This window comes from Shewanella sp. 10B, assembly GCF_023475885.1.
Taxonomy (GTDB): domain Bacteria; phylum Pseudomonadota; class Gammaproteobacteria; order Enterobacterales; family Shewanellaceae; genus Shewanella; species Shewanella mangrovisoli.
This window is the reverse complement of record NZ_JAMDJO010000001.1, coordinates 485674-506348: the sequence shown is the minus strand read 5'-3', so window position 1 is coordinate 506348 and position 20675 is coordinate 485674. Positions and strand designations below refer to the sequence as shown.

Here is a 20675-nt window from a genome sequence, read left to right as displayed (position 1 = left end):
CTCCGTGTCGCTTAGGTCTTACAACCTTGATAACAAATGGAGCAAGCACAATGAAATTAACCAAAATTGCCAGTACCGTTATAGCCTTATCTGTGGGCGTTATTGCACAAGCCCATGCCGACGACAATCGTTATGTCATTCAAGTCGAAGCGGGTCATAAAGGCATTGTTAAAGCACTGGCCAAAAAATTGGGCGCAGAAATCAATCTTGAAGGGGATGAATTTATCGCTGCGACTTTTACCGGCAAAGATCTCGCCCAAGTAAAAGGTCTGCTGAACAACCCACATATCACCCTGATTGAAGAAGACGTTCGCCGTCATCCTATGGCGCTGTATAACGACGATGCGGGCAATCCAATGACCCAGCAAGTCACGCCCTATGCGGTATATCAATCCCATGCCAACGAAGTGACCTTTAACCCAAATGCGGGCATGAAGGTGTGTATTATTGACTCGGGTTTAGATAGCTCAAACCCAGATTTTAACTGGAACAACATCACTGGCGATAACGACTCTGGTACTGGTAACTGGAATCAGAACGGTGGCCCACACGGCACCCACGTAGCGGGTACTATTGGTGCGGCGGATAACAATATCGGTGTAGTCGGTATGGCGCCTGGCGTACCTATGCATATCGTAAAAGTATTCAACGCCTCGGGTTGGGGTTACTCCTCTGACTTAGCCTATGCAGCCAACAAATGTAGTAATGCTGGCGCTAAGATCATCAGCATGAGTTTAGGTGGCGGCGCAGCCAACAATACCGAAAAGAATGCCTTCGACGCCTTTACCGCGGCGGGTGGTTTAGTGGTCGCGGCTGCGGGTAACGACGGTAACTCAGTGCGCTCCTATCCAGCGGGTTATCCATCGGTGATGATGATCGGTGCTAACGATGCTAACAATAAGATTGCCGACTTCTCCCAATACCCAAGCTGCGTGAGCGGTCGTGGTAAAAAAGCCGTCAACGATGATGGCATCTGTGTTGAAGTGACCGCAGGCGGTGTCGATACCCTTTCAACCTACCCTGCTGGCATGGCAACGGCCTCAACCTTAACTGCCGATGGCGCGACAGTCGCCTCATCAGCAATGGAGAACCCAGGTTCAGCCTCAGGCAACACCTACTTTATGGGCACGGCTCAAGCTGTGGATTCTGGCGCGAACGGTAAGATTTGTGTTATCGATCGCGGCGTGATTTCCTTCCACGATAAAGTGCTTAACTGTGAAAACTCAGGCGGTGTCGGCGCAATCGTTATCAACAACGTTGCGGGAATGCTCTACGGCACTTTGGGTGATACCAACGCCACAACTATTCCTGCTGTTGGCGCGGCGTTTGAAGATAGAGCCAGCCTACTTGCCGCACAAAACGCAACGGTTTCAATCGATTCGGTTGACTACGGCTTTATGAGCGGTACTTCAATGGCCACACCAGCAGTATCGGGTATGGCGGCACTGGTATGGTCTAACCATTCACAATGTACTGGCACACAAATCCGTAACGCACTCAAAGCAACGGCAATGGATGCGGGTACTGTAGGTAAGGATAACTACTTCGGTTATGGTATCGTCAACGCGAAAGCGGCAGATGCTTACCTCACTACCTATGGCTGCTCTGGCAAATAAGCTTTCGCCAAAATAACACCAATAAAAAACCAGCACTTGTGCTGGTTTTTTTATTATCCATTGGGAGATTACTTAAACCAACCTTTGATACTGGTCAGCAGTGAGCGGCTGTAAAAAGGCACGCTCTTAGCTTGGCAAAATGTCGCGATAGGCTCGACGCTGTCGCCATGTAGATGGTGCACTTTGATAGGCCAGCTGTCCTGCCCCAGTTGACGTTCGAGCAACTTCACATCGCCACGAATACGATTAATATCCTCTGAGTTTTCAGCGGGTAACTGGATCACTAGGCTTAAGGCGTGGTCCGAAGAACTACGAATAAAGTCCAAGCGTGACGATTCCAGCAGATAGGCCTTCTCGACAGTTTTATAGTTCGACAATAACCCTTTGAGCTGGGCGAAATGGGGATACTCATGGGACTCAATATTACCAAATAACGAGAGTGCGCCCCTGTGCTCCACCAACTCAAGCTGCGATGACAGCATCAAGCGCACTTCGTGTGCATCCAAGGATTTCGACATATTGCTGTTAGGATTCAGCGCCATATCGCTCCCCGATTGTAGCAACACTTGGAATAGCGTTTCGGCATCGAGCGTCATCACCCCATGGTGCGCAGTGCCTTCGCTCTTCATCAATTCGATGGCCTTATCGACGGCGGTTTGAGATGTGAAAATCGGCGTAAAAGGATGATCACTACCATCCTCGAGGGGGACATACCACTGGGTGATGCCGATAGCCATCGCACCTTCACCCGCCTCGGGCGCCTCAGTGCTACTCTCACTCAAGATAAACAGGGTTGATTGACTAAGTTGTTGATAAAACTCGGCCGCATAGAGATTGTCTTGGAGGGCCTTCACAAAACTGTGTTCGAGTGGGGTTGTCGCTTCTAAGGTGTACAACATTGGCAAACTTCCTGTTATTAAGCGGTTCAGTCCTTTACTATCAAAGAGTTAAAAATAATTTTTAGCCATTCGATTCACACTGACCTGATTAAGTCGCGTTGGCATGGTAAAACATTGAGGGCGTCGAATCGAGCAAAACATCCCACAATTAGAATCAGAGCAGGCACTTAGCATTGTACCGAGCCTGCGTAGTCGCAAACTCGGCACTCAGGAGTAACTGACTGATAGGGTTACAGACTTAATCCCCACACCTCGAAGGCATCGCGGCAAAGTTGCTCACGAAAATCCGGATGAGCAATATTGATCAAGGCCTGTGCCCGCTCGCGCAGGGAGCGACCACGCAGGTTCGCCGCGCCATACTCGGTCACTATGTAATGCACATGGGCACGCGTCGTCACCACCCCAGCACCGGGCGATAACACAGGAGCAATGCGGGAAATCGCGCCGCCCGAGGCAGTACTTGGCAAGGCAATCACAGAGCGGCCGCCTTCGGATAACCCCGCGCCGCGAATAAAGTCCATCTGCCCGCCAACACCCGAATAAATCTTAGTGCCTATCGAATCGGCGCAAACTTGGCCCGAAAGATCGACCTGCAATGCCGAGTTAATCGCCATCACATTGGGGTTTTTACGGATAATAGAGGTATCGTTGACTTGCTCGATATCCATAAAAATGACCGCAGGATTATCATCCACATAGTCGTATAACTTCTGGCTACCTAAGGCGAAACCTGTGACCAGTTTTCCGGGGTAAAAACGCTTCTTGCTGTTGTTAATCACGCCCTTTTCGACCAGCTGCAAAATCCCGTCGGAAAATAGCTCGGTATGCACGCCTAAGTCTTTGTGCTCGGTCAGGCAAGACAACACCGCATCGGGAATCGCGCCAATGCCCATCTGCAAACAATCGCCATCGCGCACTAACTCGGCCACATTTTTACCTATCGCCAAACTCACGGCATCGCCGGTGGCAAAGGCATGGATGGGTAAACTGGCGCTCTGTTCATACACAGCGGCGAAACGGTCGATATGGATAAAACCATCGCCGTGGGTGCGGGGCATTTGCGGGTTAATATGGGCGATGATTTTACCCGCCACTTGGCAGGCGGCTAAGGTGGCTTCCACCGAAATTCCTAAGGAACACATGCCGTGTTTATCGGGCGGCGACACTTGGATAATCGCGGTATCGATTTTTTGCTCGCCGCTGCGGAACAATTTAGGCACTTCCGAGAGGAAAATCGGCACATAATCGGCATCACCACTTTGCAATAACGGCCGAGTCGGCACCCCGCCAAAGAAACAACGATGGCGCAGATGACCACGCAAATCGGGATGACTTAAAGACTCGGCGCCTTCGGTATGTAGCTGTAATAAGGTGAGATTTTCAAGAGTGAGCGCATGTTTTGCCAGCGCATCCAATAAGACTCTGGGGGTCGCCCCCATGGAATGGGTCCACAGGGTTTCGCCACTTTGAATGAGCGATACCGCTTCGAGGGCACTTTGACACACAATCGCAGGCATACAGAATTCCTTCGCTTAGCTGATCCCCATTCCTTTGCGCATGTTGTGGCGAGGATGCGCCACACGCTTTGCGTCTCCACTCCCCCAAGGGTTACGCAAAGCCAATACCGCAAAGGAACATTTTATTAGCAGCAGTGTAAGCGAGTTCTAAAGTAACTAACATCCATTTCAACGACTTAGTCCGATTCTTTACCAATACTTTGCGTTAAGTCAAAACTCGCGCCCAAAGCGAGAGCCTTAATCCAAACGTTTGGAGAATCGCAGACTGGCCACCAGCAGGCCTAGGCAGGTAAAGCCAATCATCCACAGCGCATCAAATTGCAAGTCACTCACCTGGGCATCTCTCAACACAATCGCGCGGGACATGCGCATAAAGTGCGTCGCGGGTAACGCCTCGGCAATCCACTGCGCCGCCACGGGCATGGCCTCGTAGGGGAACATAAAGCCCGACAACAGAATCGACGGCAGCAGGATAAACACCGTCATCTGCATCGACTGCAACTGGGTTTTCGCTATGGTCGAAATCACTAGGCCTAAGGTCAAACTTGCGCAGATAAACAACATGGCCGCCAGCGCAATCGAGTCCAAACCGCCGCGGATCGGCACTGCAAACAGCAAATGTCCGGCACTAAGAATAATGGCCAATTGCACGAAACCCACTAATACATAAGGGGTGATTTTACCTAGCATTAGCTCGAGCGGCCGCACTGGTGTGGTGATTAAAAACTCCATATTGCCCTGCTCACGCTCGCGCACAATCGCGGCCGAGGTAAACATCACCATGGTCATAGTCAAAATCACCCCCAAGAGGCCGGGGACGATATTCACCACAGAACGCTGCTCAGGGTTAAAGTATTGCACCACCTCAAAACTGGGGGGATTCGATTTGACCGCCCTGCCCGCGATTTCATCGAGCGGCATTTGTCTTAAACTGCGAATGGTGGAGGCGACCACTGTATCCGAGCCATCCACTAACCATTGACCCACGGGCTCGGCAAAATAGGCCTGCCCCGCAAAGGCGGGATGCCGCACTAAACGCTCGTCGAGATCGGCGCCTAAATACAGCACGGCTTTCACTTCGCCCCGTGTAATGGCTGCATCCGCTTCGGCGGCGCTCAAATAGCGATGTTTAAAATCAACAACTTGAGTCGCTTCTACTGCCTTAACCAAGGCGCGGCTATAGGCAGAATCGCTTAAATTCACTAAACCTGCGGGCAAATCGCGCGCATCGGTATTGATGGCATAACCAAACAACATCAACTGCACTAAGGGGATCATCACTATCATGCCGAAAGTCATGCGATCCCGCGATAACTGCCTGAGTTCTTTGACCACCACGGCCCAAATTCTACGTAGCATCTTGAGCCTCCACGGTAGTGGCCTGACTGCCGTTTGGCGGCGTTAGCTGGGCACGCCCACCCGTGCAGGTGACAAACACATCCTCAAGGCTGGGACGCACTTCGGTCAGTGGCCGCCCCGCAACCCTTGGGCTTAACCAAGCCAGCGGATCTGCAATCGAACTTTGCACTAATACCCGCAAGCGGCTGCCAATCTGCGCCGCCGATAACACGTTGGCATCGCTGATGAGTGATTGTTTAAGCTTGCGTAAATCCTCCCCCGACACTTCAATGACCCGAGCGCCCATGGCCGCCATGAGTTGTTGCGGCGAGCCGTCGGCGCGTTTTATCCCGCGCTCTAAAATCGCCAGACCATGGCAACGCTCGGCCTCATCCATATAGTGGGTCGAGACTAAAATCGTGGTGCCTTGAGCGCAAAGATCGAACAGCCGCTCCCAAAACTCGCGGCGGTTTTCAGGGTCGACCGCCGATGTCGGCTCATCGAGAAATAACAGCTCGGGGTGATGCAAGGTCGCGGCGGCTAAGGCTAAACGTTGCTTTTGCCCACCACTCATGGAGCCCGCCATTTGCTTCTCGCGCCCCGCCAAATCGTACAAGCTTAATAACTCGGCCAAACGCGCCTTGGTTTGGCAACGATTCAGCCCATAAATTTGCGCCACAAACTCGAGGTTTTCCCGCACCGACAAATTGTCGTAGAGGGAGAATTTTTGCGTCATATAGCCAATGCGGCGACGCAGTTTTTCCTCGGCGCCGGGCAAGGTTTCCCCCAGCACCCGAATATCCCCCGAGGTCGGACTCAGCAGCCCTGTCAACATCCGAATGGAGGTCGATTTACCGCAACCATTAGGGCCTAAAAATCCATAAATCGTGCCCTTAGGGATTGCTAAATCGAGGTTTTCGACCGCATTGATGCCGCTAAAGGCGCGGGTCATACCACGGGTTTCGATAGCAAACTCAGAAACCGTGCTTGATGTTTCTGCCGCTGATGTCCCAGCGACTAATCTCCCTGCTGAAGCCTGTTGAGCACTCATGGCAGCTGTACCTCAAGGGCCATTCCCGTGGGTAAATCCTGCCCCTCTGGCGCAATATCAATATCGGTGAGATACATCAGTCTCGCCCTATCGCGTTCATTTAAGGCATAAAAAGGAGTGTAAGCCGGTTGACTGCGAATATTACGCACTGTGCCTGCAATAGGCTGCGCGCGGCCATCGACAAGGATCTTCACTTGGCTCCCCGCTTTAACCCTATCGAGCCAAGTTGCTGGCAGATACACCCTCACATAGGGATGCTCAATTGCCAATAGACCAATGAGTTGGCTACCTGCGGCCACCCTGTCGCCCACCCGCCAAGGTAAGGTATCCACTACTGCGGGTCTTGCTGCCACTAGGTTTAAATCCTTGAGGGCTTTTTGCTCCTGCGCCACGCCAGCCATGGCCGCCTCTACCGCCGCTCTGGCTTGTTCTAGTTGCTCGCTACGGGTGCCGTTTTGTAGCAGTCTTAGGCTCTGCTCGGCTTCGGTCTGCTTGGCAAGGCTGGTATCACGCGCCGCGCGCGCCGCATCTAAATCCGCTTGGCTAAGCACCTTAGTCTTAAATAACCGCTGCGTGCGCTCAAAATTCTGCTGCGCCTCTTTCACGCTGGCATTTGCGCCATCGAGGGCGGCGCGGGCTTTATCTATATCTTCCGAGCGAGCCCCCGTCACGGCTTCTTCCAGCTTGGCCTGCGCTTGCTTAAGCTCGGCCTGACGTTGACTTAAGCGCGCCTTAGCGGCTGTGCTATCTAGCTCGAGTAACACCTCCCCCGCCTGCACTTGCTGGCCTTCGACCACATTAATCCGCTTGATCAGCTCCCCCACGGGTGCGGTGAGGGTTAACCTGTCGCGCTCGACTGTGCCCAGCACGCGGGGGGATTCATCACCGCAAGCCGTCAATTGCAGCAACAATGCCGCGCCCAAAAGATTCGCCAACATCTTGCCCCATCTTTGAGGGGAAAGTCGCCGCGCCATAACCGACATCACTGTTAACCTATTGGTTAAAATCATCATTCACTCCTAGGTTCACGTAATACACCCTGGGTAAACACCTGCATATTGTGCAATGCTAAGCGTTGTAAATCCGCAGCATTGGCACTAAACAGGCCAAACTGACGCATTAAAACCGGGGGCGCGATCAGCGGAAACACCATCAAACTGATAAAACTCAGGCGCACTAAATTGGGATCTAGCCCTTCTTTGAGTAATCCCGCGTTTACTAATGCCGACTCGACCCATTGGCGCGAGAGGGACAGAATTTGCTCAAACACCGACAACATAATTCGATAGGCCTCGGTGCCATCGCCTTCCTGCAACACACGTACTATTAATCGGGGTAATCCAGGATTGGGTGCCATCACCCGATAATAGGTCTGCATCAGTTCACCTATATCATTGGGTGCTTGAGCGCTGGAAATTTCACGTAAACGCGCAATCACAGGCTCTAGGGTTTCCCGCACCATCTGCTCAAATAAGCCAGCCTTAGAGCCAAAGTAATAGCGGATAAGCGCCGCATCCACTTCGGCTTCACGGGCTATTTCACGGGTAGAAACAGTGGGATAACTGCGTTCACTAAAGAGCGTCACCGCGGCGGCGATCAGCCGTTGGCGCGCATCAGAGTTGCCTTTCGGGCGACCCGCTGTCATGGACTGCCCAGGTTGGGCGGCAAAGGGAACCACGCCTCTTGGGCGACGGGGAATAAGCGACATAAGCCACTCCAGCAGAATTCATCTACTGATGAATATACTGAAAAGCTGCTGGAAAAGGCAGCAGTTAAATTCCTCATTTTGATTAAAATTGAGGAATTTAACCTAAAAGGCTTAAGCCTAAGATATCAGACGGTTAAAACCATTTTTAAGGCTGGTATTTTGAAATCCTAAGTCCCTTTCACGATGGCGCTTAAACGTGCGATAAATTGCTGCACAGCTTCAAGGGTATCGAAACTAAACGCCAATCCGTAGTGGGTTTCGTTCAGGCTCTTATGTAAGCGCTTGGGAAAACGCGTCATTTCCGCATTGTGGTAATAGTCATACTTGGCATGTACGCCCGCTAAGGTGGCTAACTCGCTGGAAAACACCTCAAAGGCTGGGCGGATAATCAGCTGCGCGGTTTTGCCCTCCATATGCAGATAAAAAGCTTCCTTGGTTTCCGGCAACATATATTCGGTAATGCTCTTCACCGAAAAATTGCTGCGACAATGCAGCTCGGTTAAACAGCGGCTCATTTCCTGTTGTGTTATAGCCAAAAGTGCCTCCTGAAAGTGTAAACATCTTGATATACAGAACAATAAACTGATTAGCGGTTCAGTGTTAATAAAAATAATTTCCCACAGCTTTAGGTAAATTTAAACAGCTTAATACACCATGCGTTTTATTAGCGTTTACTGATCAAGTAATTAGCGTGTCCCTTACCCCTATTAAAACACAGTCAAAAGATTGTCGCTATGTCATTAAATTGTATAGTGAATTTTTGCTTGCCAGCAGAAAATGTTGCGACTAGGTTAATAATACAGAGTGGAAGTCGGGCCAGTTTAGCCCCGATGCTAAAGCCAAAGCGGTGATGTGTTTTAGCTGCCACTCCCAAGGTTTCGCCGTATTGATTTAAACCTGACGAATGATTGCCATGCCGAACGCTGCGACTTAACGCCATTCACCCGACACTCAATGGCCGTTAGCAATGGACTGCAAGGCCGTGCTCAATCACTAAAAGATGAGAAACACCCATGAAGATAAAAAACACCTTAATGCTCTTGGGTCTGTTAGCTGTCAGCCCCGCAGTATTTGCTGCAACAGGTATCGCCTTTGTCCACGGAACGGGGCATCAAACCAATGCGTTAGCCGACTATTGGACATCCGAGTTTGTTAACTCGGTGCGCCAAGGGATCCCCGTCCCCAATAATTACACTGTCATCAACTGTGACTTCGACCAATATATGTGGGAAGAAACAGCCGCAGGCTGCCTTGCCACTCAGCTCAATAGCTTTATTCAAGCGAAGAATATTGATGATTTAATCCTGCTCACCCACTCCAATGGCGGCAATGTGGTGCGCTGGATTTTATCCAACCCAACCTGGGACAGCCGCTATCCTGCGGTGATCAACGCCACCTCCAGAGTCATCGCCCTTGCGCCATCGAGTGGCGGCACGCCGCTGGCCGATGCGGTCAATCAAGGCAATGTGTTCGAAACCAGCCTAGGTTGGCTCTTAGGTTATGGCAGCAATGCGGTCAAACAGCAACAAGTCGGCTGGATGGCAAACTACAACAATACCTTGCTCTACGGCACAGCTGGTCGCCCGAGTTTAGGTAAACCCTTCGAGGTGGTTGTCGGCTCGGATGTGGATTCCGCCATTTGGGATAGCGACAGCTACTGCGCAGGCTATCAGTATCAGGTCGCCCTCGAAACCACCCAAAACTGGCTCGATAGCTGCTCCGACGGCTTCTTAAATTGCAGCTCCCAAAAAGCCGCAGGCACAGTCTGGTTTACCGATAAACAAAAGACCCGAGGCCAAGAACCGCTAAGCCATCAGCAGAGTCGCCGTGCCTGTTTTAACTTAGACACGCTGATCCGCAACCATATTTAAGGAGCTAACTATGCAACCATTGACACTCCGCACCTTAAGCAAAGCGGTCAGCTTGGTCATCTTCGCTGGCCTGCTCGGTGCCTGTCAGGATGAATCGACCACGCCTGAGCCACAAAAAGAAACCAGCCCAATGTATGCCAAGGGCTTAACCTTATCAGCGCCAACGGATAGCGATCTTGTCGATATCAATATCGCCGCGCCAACCCTCGCGCCGATTAACACCAGTACCGATTATGTCAGCTTTATCACCCCGCTCTACGGCGAATACCAAGCCAGTCAGCCCGTGCTTGAGCAGGCAAGCCAGAGTGATGAGTATTGGCTTAATGTCACCGGCGCCGAGCTGAATGCCGGCGTGCAACTCAACTTAAGCCAAGCGGGTAGCTTAGTGCGGATTGCGCCCCGCGGCGATGTCAGCACAGGCGCCTTAATGCATGCCGATGCCGTTGCCCCCGAGCGAGTGCAAATTCAGCGGATAGGCCACACGCCGCAGGGGAAAAACGCCAGCCCGCAAGCAACGGAATCTTTGGTTAAGTCGCTGGTAAGCGCCGAAGCCTTAGCCAGTGCGGGACTCGCCGATGACTCCAGCGCACTGCAAATGTCTGAAAAGGCCACGGCCGGAGAATATCGCCTACAAGTCAGCCAGCCCTTGGTCGCTAAGGCCAACTATCTGGTCAACGTGAAGGAAAAAGGCTCGCCCTATCAACTGAGCATCAAGGCACCCAGCGCGATTGCGGCCGATGCCCAAGCGGTTGGGGTAAAACTCGCCTTAAGCCAAAGCGATAATCAATTTGCGCCTCAGGCCAAACTCAAACAAGCCGATGGCACAGAGCAAGCGCTGGCAATGGTGAAACAGGGGGATGAATGGCAGGCTTTAGTGCCCGCAGACTTGCCCCTTGCCAGCAGCAATGCGGGGCTGAGTGAAATCGAAGTCACAGTCCAGACTCAGGTCGATGGCCGCCCAGTGCAGCGTACGGTGAAAACCGCCTTTAAGTCCTATGTGAATTCGGCCAGCATCAAGCCCGAAGTATTGACCGTTTGGGACAAAGGCGTGCCGAATCAAGTCAACTTTGAGCTAAATGTCGCCGAGGCGGGACGCTTTGGTTTGAGTGGCGTGCTCACGGGCACCAGTACCGAAGGCCAAAAAGTGGCGATTATGCGCACCCAAGCGGCGACTTGGTTAACGCCCGAATCCCCCAAACTCAAGCTGATGTTTGACCCAACACTTATCCAAGCCTCGGGTCTGCAACCGCCCTTTGAACTCAACGAGCTTGAGCTGCAAGACCAAGGGCAAATGGCGCGGTTAAGTTTTCAGGCCAACGCACTGGTACTTAGCCGCTAACGACTGTGTTTAGCCGCTAATTCACTTTTCATTTTTCACTTCTCCCTTCCCAACCGTTTTGAGTGCCCACCCGGGCACTCTTTTTTAGCTTGATGCAATCAGCCTCAGTTAAAGCCAGACAGAAAAGCACAAGACAAATTCCTAACAAAGGTTTCCAAAATGCCGCATGAGATCACAAATGAGTGATAAAGCAGGTGCCTCAGGACGCAATATCGTCACAATGACGATATAAAATTTACATTGATTACCGAAGGTTATTCCTTTTAAATAACAAAGTGTCTAGGCATAATGTCAATGTTTTGACGTCATGCAAATTGATGACACTCAATGTTCAATACGCGCTACCTATAAAAATAACAATGGCTAATGGCACCGCGATTCCCCCGCCTTAGTCGATGCTCAAGCAATGGAAATCCTATGAGTGACAGCACATTTTTTTTTGGTGAATGGCAAGTCAATCCCAGCGCCAACAGCCTACTCCTTGGTAAACAAGTTAAACAACTTGAACCTAAGGCGATGGATGTATTGTTGTTTCTCTGCCGGAACGCCGGTGAAGTGGTCAGCAGCGACGAAATTGTTAGCCATTGTTGGCCGGGGGTCGACACGGGCGACAATCCACTGCACAAGATTATCAACCAGTTACGTCGAGCACTTGGCGATAGCGCCACCGAATCCCGTTATATTGAGACCATTCGCAAACGTGGCTATCGCACCTTAGCCGAGGTTCGCTTTCCCGTCGGCCATGAGGCCAGCGCCACGCCACAGACTTGGCAAGGCGGCTCGCCGTTTCCGGGCCTGCAAGCCTACAGCGCCAACTATGCCGACGTATTCTTCGGCCGCAGCGAGCAAATTAGCACGCTGCTGAATCGCATTAGTCAACAAATCCAATTTGGCCGCGCCTTCTGCTTAATTTTAGGCCCCAGTGGTAGCGGTAAATCCTCCTTAATTAATGCAGGTGTATTGCCTAACCTCATGGCCGCCAATGGCTTTAATGGCGTTGGGGTTGTGGCCTACAGCAGCCTCGATTTTGCCGATGTCAGCAAGGGACAACTGCTCACCGATTTGGCCAGCGCCATGCTCGACTGGGAGCTAAACGACAGCCCTGTATTTGAGGGAATGAGCGCCGATACCCTTGCCACCAAGCTTGAGCAAGATCCACAAAGCATTGTCGATACGTGTAAACAAAGCCTTAAAAATCAGACCTATGCTACACCGCGCTTTGCCTTATTTATCGACAGATTAGAGGTATTATTATCATCGCCGCTGTTTAGCGACGCCGAGCGCAGCGCCTTTATCGAGCTGTTAGAGCGTCTTGCCACTTCCCATGCAGTGTTGATTCTAAGTGCCTGTCGCAACGATTTTTATCCGCTGCTAGTCAATTACCCCAGTCTGATGGCGGGCAAAGCGCGTGGCGCACATTTCGACTTAGCACCGCCCACTCGCACCGAGTTGTTGCAGATGATCCGCCTGCCAGCCGTTGCCGCCAATTTAGCCTGGGAAATCGATAGCGACACCGCCATGCCGCTCGATGAAATGCTCTGTAGCGATGCCGCCAGCAACCCAGATGCGCTGCCTATGCTGCAATACACCTTGCAGGCGCTGTACTTACAACGCAGCGACGACGACAAGCTATTGGTCTCTGTGTATCGCACCTTGGGCGGTATCGAAGGCGCTATTGGTAAAAATGCCGAGCAGGCCATCTCCCATTTAACCGAGGCCGAAAAAGCCAGTCTGCCACGGATTTTATCCCTGTTAGTCACCCTGCGTGAGGATGAAAAATCCATCACCAGCCGCACCGCCCGCTGGTCACAGTTGCAAAGTGCGGCCGAAACCGCCCTGGTGCAAGCCATGGTCGACAGCCGCTTATTTGTGTCCCATCTGCAAAATGGTGAGCCCTGTTTTAGCATCGCCCACGAAGCCCTGCTGCGCCGCTGGCCAAGGGCGACGGCGTGGATCAGCGAGCATAACGACAGCCTTAGCATTAAGAGCCGACTACAGCATTTATCTCAACGCTGGCTCAGCGAAGCCAAACACAGCGCCTATTTGCTGGCCGAGGGAAAACCCTTAAAAGAGGCCCAAAGCCTTAGGCAAAACCCCTTATTTGACTTAGACGAGCGGGAAACCGACTTTATTGCCGCCTCCAGCAAACGCGCCACTATGCTGCGCTGGACGAGGCGCGTTACCGTCGCCCTGCTGTGCGTACTCACCTTAACCTCAGTCATTATGAGTGTTCGCAGTATCGAAGCCGAAAAGCTGGCCCAGCAAAAACGCCTCGCCGCCGAAGATCTGCTCGGGTTTATGGTGGGTGACTTCGCCGATAAGATGCGCGGCATCGGCCGGATGGACTTACTCGACGGCATCAGTAATAAGGCATTGGAATATTTCACGGATTTCTCCAGCCAAGACGATGAGAAGTACTTAAGCTTCGATGCCCGCTTCCAGCATGGGCAAACCTTAGAGGCCATGGGCGAAGTCGCCTATTCACGTAATAAAATCGATGAAGCCCGCAGCGCCCTACTCGCCGCACAGGAAAAAATGCTGCCGCTGCTCGAATTGCAGCCCGAAAACTTAGCCCTGCTAAAAACCTTAGGCGCCAACGCCTTCTGGTTGGGGCAGATTGAATACGATGATAGAAAGTGGGAATCGGTCGAACCCTTTTTTGAACTGTATTTGCAATACAGTCAAAAGATGTATTCCTTAGCGCCGGATGATAAGGATGCATTGATGGAACTGTCATATGCATATAACTCCCTAGGTTCGCTTTCTATGCAACGACAACAATTCGTTGAAGCAAAGAATGGATTTCAGGAGTCTCTGACATTAAAACTTACTGCTCTAGAAACAGATCCTCGTAATACTCAACTTTTATCTGATGTAGTAAATGCACGGTCTTGGTTAGCCAGTGCCTTAACCTCATTAGGTGAAGTTACTTCTGCAATTAATATTCATGAAAAAATACAAACTGAACTTTCGAATGAAAAATTAGAGCAACAACCCTATCTTCTTGAAAGGCTTTCAAGTAGCTATCAGCTATCATCAACTTTGATTAATTATAGAAATGATACTGAACTAGCAGTTGAAAAGGCTAAACTTAGTTTTTTAACTATAAAAAAAGCATCAGACAAAGACTCCGAAAATAGAATAATTAAAATGCAGAAAAATTATTCATACTTAAATCTAATAAGCCTTGGTTATGGTGACTTTAATCAAGATGAAAAGCTTAAACTCGAACGTTTAATTGAACAAATAAAAATCAACGAAACAGCTTCAAAAAAGGATAAAGAATTATTAGCAAAATACTATCTAGCTCTTGCAAAGCACATGGAAAAAATAAAAAATTACAAAAGCAGTCTAGGCCTTTCTAAAAAAGCAAAGGCTATTTTCATGTCCTTACAAGAATCTAGCTCCAACTCTCAAGACAATATCACACCATTTTCAGAAAGCTTATTAATAGAAGCATCTTCATTGAAAAACTTAAATGAAAACGATAATTACATTGAAGTATGTAAAGATATAAAGTCCTTACTAACACCTTTTGTAAGTAAAAACAAAAGTCCAGGAATCACAATCCCATATATAAAATCATTGAAATGCTTAAACGATAAAAACACAGGAATAGAATTAATTGAGATTCTTACTAAATCAAAAATTAATAATCTTGAATTTTAATCAAAAAGGAGTAAGAAATGCAAAATGTACAAGGTCACGCTCACTTTATCAAAGTGATTGTTAACTTAGATAATAATGAACCCGTTTTTACCTATGTCGACACGACTGGTGAGCCGTGCCAAGGTGATGTAACAATTACAGAGGCAAGCACTATCACTTATCAATTAGTGGATAATACTGGAAAAGGATTAAAATTTGCTGGCGTTGGTTTCATCACTCCTTTTGATGAAATTATTGACGCCGTAACAATTAGTAGTGATGGACAGTTAGTACAACTTGTAGATTTGGACCACACAGCTGGTACAACAAAGTTTCAGTTTGTATTAACAAACACGACAAACACACTAATGTTATTGAGTCCTGATCCAGAAGTGGTTAACCGTCCTGAAAACTAATCTCCATTGAAATGGGACTGCTGAGCAGTCCCCTTTTTTCCTCTTCCACACTCCCTCTGCTTGCCACAGCCAAACGCCTTAGCTAGCCAATTCCCTCTACTTTTAACCAATTCTGCTTCGCAAACTTGCGCATTAATTCACCTTTATACGATATAAATCGCACCAAGTCGACGTGAAGATTGCCCTAAACCATTCGGAAGCTAATTTTTTATTCATTTATAAACAACAAGTTAAACCAGAAGGTAAGCAGAAGGTATCTTTTCTTCCACCAGAATAAAGTCATCCTCAGAAAAGCGCCTAGCGCAGATGATTAAAGTTCACGGAGAAAGATAACAATGACAAACTCACCGAAACTGGCACGCCAACAACCCGCCTTATCCATTGTCGATGATGCTGCATTGGCCGCAACTCAGCATGCAAAGGCTGCCGAGCTACCGCTGAACTTTTTCGAGCATTCTTCCCTCGAGACCATTGAACTCTTTATTCAACATTTAACCGAGCCAGTGATCCTAGTGAATGCCAATGGCTTTATCCGTTCGTGCAATCAACGTAGTGCCGAGCTGCTCGATTGCCCGCAGGCGAGTTTAAAGGGCCAAGACTGGCGCAATTTTTTGACCGAACATCATCAAGCGCGCTATGACAATCTCCTGAGCCACGATGTGCAACTAGGCACTAATTGTGGTCACCCCGTGCAGCACCCTGCGCAGGAAACCACGCTGATCTGCGCCTCTGGCAAGGCCAAAGATGTTGAATTGTCTATCTCTTATATTCCCAGCCATGAACCCGTGTTTGTGATGGTGATGCACGATTTAACTCAACATAAGGCGGAAAACCTCAAGCTGCGTAAGTTGGCCGCCACCGACTCCCTCACCCAACTGGCGAACCGTCGCTATTTTGATGAAATGCTGCAACAGCAATGGGAAGAATGCACAGCTAAACTGCGCCCCATCAGCGTAGTCATTATCGATGTGGATTATTTTAAGGTGTTCAATGACCAGTTTGGTCATATCCAAGGTGATGAATGCCTTAGAAAAATCGCCAAAGTAATCGCCAATATTGTGCCTATCGACATCGGTCTTGCGGCCCGTTACGGCGGCGAGGAGTTTGCGCTGATCCTGCCTAATCACAATGCCAAAATGGCGCTGACCATAGCGCAAAAAATTCAGCAAGGAATTAATAATATTCGCTTTACTGACCAAGGGCTTAGGGATTATGTCTCGGTAAGTGCCAGCCAAGGGATTGCCAGCGAAGTTAATGGCCAATTCCGTACTTCACTCGCCATGGTGTGCGCCGCCGATACCGCGCTTTACCGCGCTAAGGCCGATGGTCGTGACCGGATAAACGCCTCTCTGTAGGCAGTGGTGATTGCAGCGTAAGCAATCGTAAGGGAATGAAATTAAACAAGGATGTTGCCCATGAAAACGCCGAATACACCCCATAACACTTCGGATACCTCGACTAACACTGTGGCTCAAGCACAGGGTCAAGAGACAGCAGCCTCAATGAATTCACTTTCCTTAACGCCATTTTCTCTCAGTCAGACCCTAGATGTGTTTACCTTCCAAGCTTGGGTTAACACTCAACAGGGCGGGACGGTATTTCAATATTGCAACCAAGCCAATAATCCCTGTTTTACGGTACAAATAACGCCACTTGGGCATATCGATATTCGAGTAAACAGCCAGTTATTACAGATTGACACTATATCCACCTTAGGCGGCTTAAATGATGGTTATTGGCATTTATTATCTATCACTTATCAATACCATGAATTAAGCTGTTTTATCGATGGCGATCAAATCCATTTACAGCAGCATACAACGCCCTTAACGGATGAGGCTAAATTAAAAACCGAAAAACAGGCTGCTGCGACTTTCGATGGAGAAATCGTTAATATTAATTTGATTGAAACCTGTTTAACCAATACTGAAATTTTAGATTGTTATTTACATCCACAGCAACAAGCGGCGCTGATTGACAGCAACCTATATATTTATCCCAAACAACATTCAAAGCAGACTCTCAACTTAATGCCAGCTCAATTGGCAAGACAGGAAGTCATGCTGATTATTTTTAATGATACCGAATATAATTTTAGTAAGCAGAACTTAAACAGCAATAACTTTAACAAGCAGCTACCGAGTATTATCCCCGCCCATGAACGCTGCGCATACATGATTGAATCCAGCAGTAATAACTGGCCACATTTTATTTACAAGGCGAACTATCAAGCCAAAGAAAGCACCGATATTAAACTGAGCTTTGATATTTTAAAATCCCTCACGCCCCATCGTTCACAGATTGATTTACAGCTGAGCAATGAACTGGAATTTGATTGCTTTATCAGCCAATCAACTTCAAACCGATTAACGGCCGAGATCCGTATCAGCGAAAATGTGGTCACCCGCCAAGCCAAGCATTTTATGCGTTTTATTAACGAAGTGCGCAGCCACATTGCCAGCGACAATATCATTACCGATGGCCAGTATTATGCCGAGCAGGATTTTTGGGTAAGCACGGGACAACAGATGCTGGCCTACGAAAATGCCTGCCAACTGTTTAATCGACGCTTGCAAAAAAGGCCCCTCGCCATCATCAAATGCCGCACCAGCCAAGAGGTCAAACTGGTCTACAAGACGGCGGTCGATTATCACTTAGCCATTAGTGTGCGTTCTAGCGGCCATGATCACGAAGGGGAAAGTGGCGAGACCAATAGCATAGTGATCGACCTCTCCTTGATGAACAGCATCGAACTCGACCCCATCAGCGGCATTGTCGCCGTTGGGCCAGGTTGCACTATGCAAGCCTTAACCAGTTATCTGGCGCAAAAGGGCTTAATGCTGCCCCACAGCACCAGCGCCTCCCATGCCTTAGCGGGCTTTATTATGGGCGGCGGTTGGGGACCTTGGTGTCGTAAATACGGCATGTGCTGCGAAAGCCTAATGCAGGCGGAAATAGTGTTGGGCGTAGGTGAAACCCAAGTGGTGTCGGCGGCCAATAAGCCCGAACTCCTCTGGGCGCTCAAGGGCGGAGGCGGTTTAAGCTACGGTATTGTCACTCGTTTTTTTATTCAAACCTTTGCCCTGCCCCCAAGCCTGCTGAAATTTGAACTGGAATGGAACCCGTATCAGCAGGATAGCCAACAGCTACGAGAAACCACCCCAACCTTAAGATTATTGGAGCGTTGGGAGCAGATTATTCTGGCCGATAATTTGCCGTGTTTGCTGGGCACCAACCTTAAAATTCAAGCCAAACCCACCGTATTGCCTGGGGTAAAACCGCCATTAAACACTGGCGTGCAGAATCCCCAAGAGGCTAAACATAACTGCATTATGTACGGCTATTGGGAGGGAAATCCAGCAAGCCTTGCGCACTTTATCAAGACCCAGTTTAGTGAGGTCGGCTTAAAACCCAAAAGAGTGCAAATGGCGGCCATGGGCGGCTTAAGCCAATCCTATGGCGATGAATTGATGGAGAGCTGGAACCGCGAAGCCATTCGGGATTTACAACCCGTCTTAAACCATAGAATGGCCGAACTGCTTAATGATACGGATATACAGCTGTATAAAAATCAGCGCCAACATTCGCAGGATTTGCTCAAGCCCGCGCCCCATAGGGTGACATCGCGCTTGGCCCATGCACAGGGGCTAAAACAGGGGCATATCGCGCTTATCGACAGCCTCACCTCATCTCAACTGATTGATGGCAATCGGCAATTAGGCTTGTTTACCTATGTCACCCTAAGTGCCATTGCCGGCGATTTTTATCGCACGCTTGGTGAAGTGCAAAAAAGCCAGAGCGCCTTCCCTTACAAGGAGCAGGCCTACATTATTCAGTATCAGGCATGGTGGAACAGCGAACTCCAAGAGCAAGCCTTAATGCAGGTGAACTCTGTGTATCCCCGAGTGAATAAAGCGCTCGACTGGATAGACACCTGCCGCGATGCCAGCATTGCCAATAGCTCAGGCGCCTTTATCAGCTTTAAGGACAATACCATCCCTACCGCACGCTACTTTGGGCAAAATTATCAAATGTTGCAGCAGGTTAAGGCCAGTTATTGCCAAGATCCCTTGAATCATTTTCGCTCGCGCAAATCGATTGTGTAGCAGAGGATTGATGGCTTGCTAGCGCAGTCAACTCATCAATCTCTGCTGATGTGGGCGGTCAGCATCTTTGCAACACCACGCCAACACGGCGTTCGCAATAGCGCTCGCCTAGGCGGCATTTTTAAGGCAAACTCAGCTTCCTTCGTCGTTGAATTATTTGCATTAAAGGTGATACATGACACCGCCACCCGCACTGGCCATAGTGCTTGCCCTGCTGGCCGCGAGCCTAATGGGCACCATCGGCGTATTCGCCCGTTTTGCCGCCCTGCCCGCCGAACATATTACCTTTTACCGCCTGCTACTCGGTGCGCTGTTTTTAATGGCCTATATGCTGTTAACGGGTAAGGGACGGCAAATTCGCCACAAACCAAGCAAGCGCACCTTGATCAATGGCGCTATGTTGGCGGGATTTATGGCTTTTTATATCGAGGCCATTGAATACACCCAAATGGCAACGGTGATCATGATTATCTATCTCGCCCCTGTGCTGGCGTCACTCTTTGCCCATTTTGTGTTTCACGAGAGGCTTAAGCGATCCAGCATCGCCAGTGTGGTGCTCGCCTTGCTAGGCTTTATGTTGATGCTGCCCGTGACCTCGAGTCAGTCACTCTATGACAATGAAATTATGGGGTATTTTTATGCCCTGCTCGCATTGCTCACCTATTGTGGCTTCATCTTAATCAACCGTAAACCGAGCGCCGCCTCGCCCTATCAAAGCACCTTAGTCCAGCTCAGTGTCGGCGCCCTCTGTTTACTGCCCTTAGTGTTAACGACACCCTTAGTACCGAGTCTGGATCAATTTGCTTGGCTGCTGGCGATTGGCTTCTTTCCGGGCTTTTTAGCCATTCTGTTTGCGGTAAAAGCCCTCGCACAACTGCCTTCGGTCACCTATGGCACCCTCTCCTACGTCGAACCTGTGGTGGTGGTCGCACTGGCTTGGTGGTTATTTGATGAGGCGCTCACAACGCAGCAAATGCTGGGGGTAACGCTGATTATGCTGGCGGGCATGGCACAGGGCTACTTAAGCCAGCGCCACACGGCCAGCAAAACCTTAAAGGATTGCCCGACTTAAGCGTACAGTTAAGCGCATAGTTAAAGGTGAAGTTAAACGCAAAATTAAGCGCGCAATTCAAACCTCAGCAACAAAAACGCCGCTAATAAGCGGC

Annotated in this window: 15 protein-coding genes; 8 read left to right on the top strand and 7 right to left on the bottom strand. The window is 49.7% G+C overall.

Annotated features, from left to right (window positions below; translation table 11 throughout):
• The first annotated feature begins 50 nt into the window (after positions 1-50).
• The gene (locus M0415_RS02065; protein WP_249555846.1) at positions 51-1616 is read left to right on the top strand and encodes a S8 family serine peptidase; all 1566 of its coding nucleotides are present in this window, start codon (positions 51-53) and stop codon (positions 1614-1616) included.
• A gap of 68 nt (positions 1617-1684) precedes the next feature.
• Here M0415_RS02065 and M0415_RS02060 read toward each other — a convergent pair whose 3' ends face one another.
• The 7 genes from M0415_RS02060 to M0415_RS02030 all read right to left on the bottom strand — a co-directional run bounded on the left by M0415_RS02060 (position 1685) and on the right by M0415_RS02030 (position 8644).
• Positions 1685-2515 (bottom strand): SseB family protein, encoded by an 831-nt coding sequence (locus M0415_RS02060; protein WP_249555847.1) that lies wholly within the window; start codon positions 2513-2515, stop codon positions 1685-1687.
• Positions 2516-2745: 230 nt separating this feature from the next.
• Positions 2746-4032 (bottom strand): acetyl-CoA hydrolase/transferase family protein, encoded by a 1287-nt coding sequence (locus M0415_RS02055; RefSeq protein WP_249555848.1) that lies wholly within the window; start codon positions 4030-4032, stop codon positions 2746-2748.
• A 237-nt stretch (positions 4033-4269) separates the two neighbouring features.
• Positions 4270-5391: an ABC transporter permease gene (locus M0415_RS02050; protein ID WP_249555849.1), complete on the bottom strand. Its 1122-nt coding sequence runs from the start codon at positions 5389-5391 to the stop codon at positions 4270-4272.
• Entirely contained in the window at positions 5381-6322 is a 942-nt protein-coding gene (locus M0415_RS02045) for an ABC transporter ATP-binding protein (protein WP_249556610.1), read from the bottom strand. The genes M0415_RS02050 and M0415_RS02045 overlap by 11 nt, the downstream gene beginning before the upstream one ends.
• A 95-nt stretch (positions 6323-6417) precedes the next feature.
• Positions 6418-7359 (bottom strand): HlyD family secretion protein, encoded by a 942-nt coding sequence (locus M0415_RS02040; RefSeq protein ID WP_425383138.1) that lies wholly within the window; start codon positions 7357-7359, stop codon positions 6418-6420.
• 71 nt (positions 7360-7430) lie between these two features.
• Positions 7431-8129, bottom strand: a complete 699-nt coding sequence (locus M0415_RS02035; RefSeq protein ID WP_249555851.1) for a TetR/AcrR family transcriptional regulator — start codon at positions 8127-8129, stop codon at positions 7431-7433.
• A 167-nt stretch (positions 8130-8296) separates the two neighbouring features.
• Positions 8297-8644 (bottom strand): hypothetical protein, encoded by a 348-nt coding sequence (locus M0415_RS02030; protein ID WP_023267442.1) that lies wholly within the window; start codon positions 8642-8644, stop codon positions 8297-8299.
• 498 nt (positions 8645-9142) lie between these two features.
• On the opposite strand from M0415_RS02030, the gene M0415_RS02025 reads away from it, so the two are divergent.
• The 7 genes from M0415_RS02025 (at position 9143) to M0415_RS01995 (ending at position 20581) form a co-directional block, all read left to right on the top strand.
• Positions 9143-10000, top strand: a complete 858-nt coding sequence (locus M0415_RS02025; RefSeq protein ID WP_088210687.1) for a lipase family protein — start codon at positions 9143-9145, stop codon at positions 9998-10000.
• Between the two features lie 10 nt (positions 10001-10010).
• Complete coding sequence (locus M0415_RS02020) at positions 10011-11339, top strand: DUF4785 domain-containing protein (RefSeq protein ID WP_249555852.1); 1329 nt, start codon at positions 10011-10013, stop codon at positions 11337-11339.
• A gap of 417 nt (positions 11340-11756) precedes the next feature.
• Entirely contained in the window at positions 11757-15008 is a 3252-nt protein-coding gene (locus M0415_RS02015; protein WP_249555853.1) for an nSTAND1 domain-containing NTPase, read from the top strand.
• 17 nt (positions 15009-15025) lie between these two features.
• A complete protein-coding gene (locus tag M0415_RS02010) occupies positions 15026-15403 on the top strand; it encodes a DP-EP family protein (RefSeq protein ID WP_249555854.1) in 378 nt (125 codons plus the stop codon).
• A 335-nt stretch (positions 15404-15738) separates the two neighbouring features.
• Complete coding sequence (locus tag M0415_RS02005; protein WP_249555855.1) at positions 15739-16758, top strand: sensor domain-containing diguanylate cyclase; 1020 nt, start codon at positions 15739-15741, stop codon at positions 16756-16758.
• 60 nt (positions 16759-16818) lie between these two features.
• The gene (locus M0415_RS02000) at positions 16819-19509 is read left to right on the top strand and encodes an FAD-binding oxidoreductase (protein ID WP_249555856.1); all 2691 of its coding nucleotides are present in this window, start codon (positions 16819-16821) and stop codon (positions 19507-19509) included.
• A gap of 175 nt (positions 19510-19684) precedes the next feature.
• On the top strand, positions 19685-20581 hold the full coding sequence (locus tag M0415_RS01995; protein ID WP_249555857.1) for a DMT family transporter: 897 nt from the start codon (positions 19685-19687) through the stop codon (positions 20579-20581).
• Positions 20582-20675 lie beyond the last annotated feature (94 nt).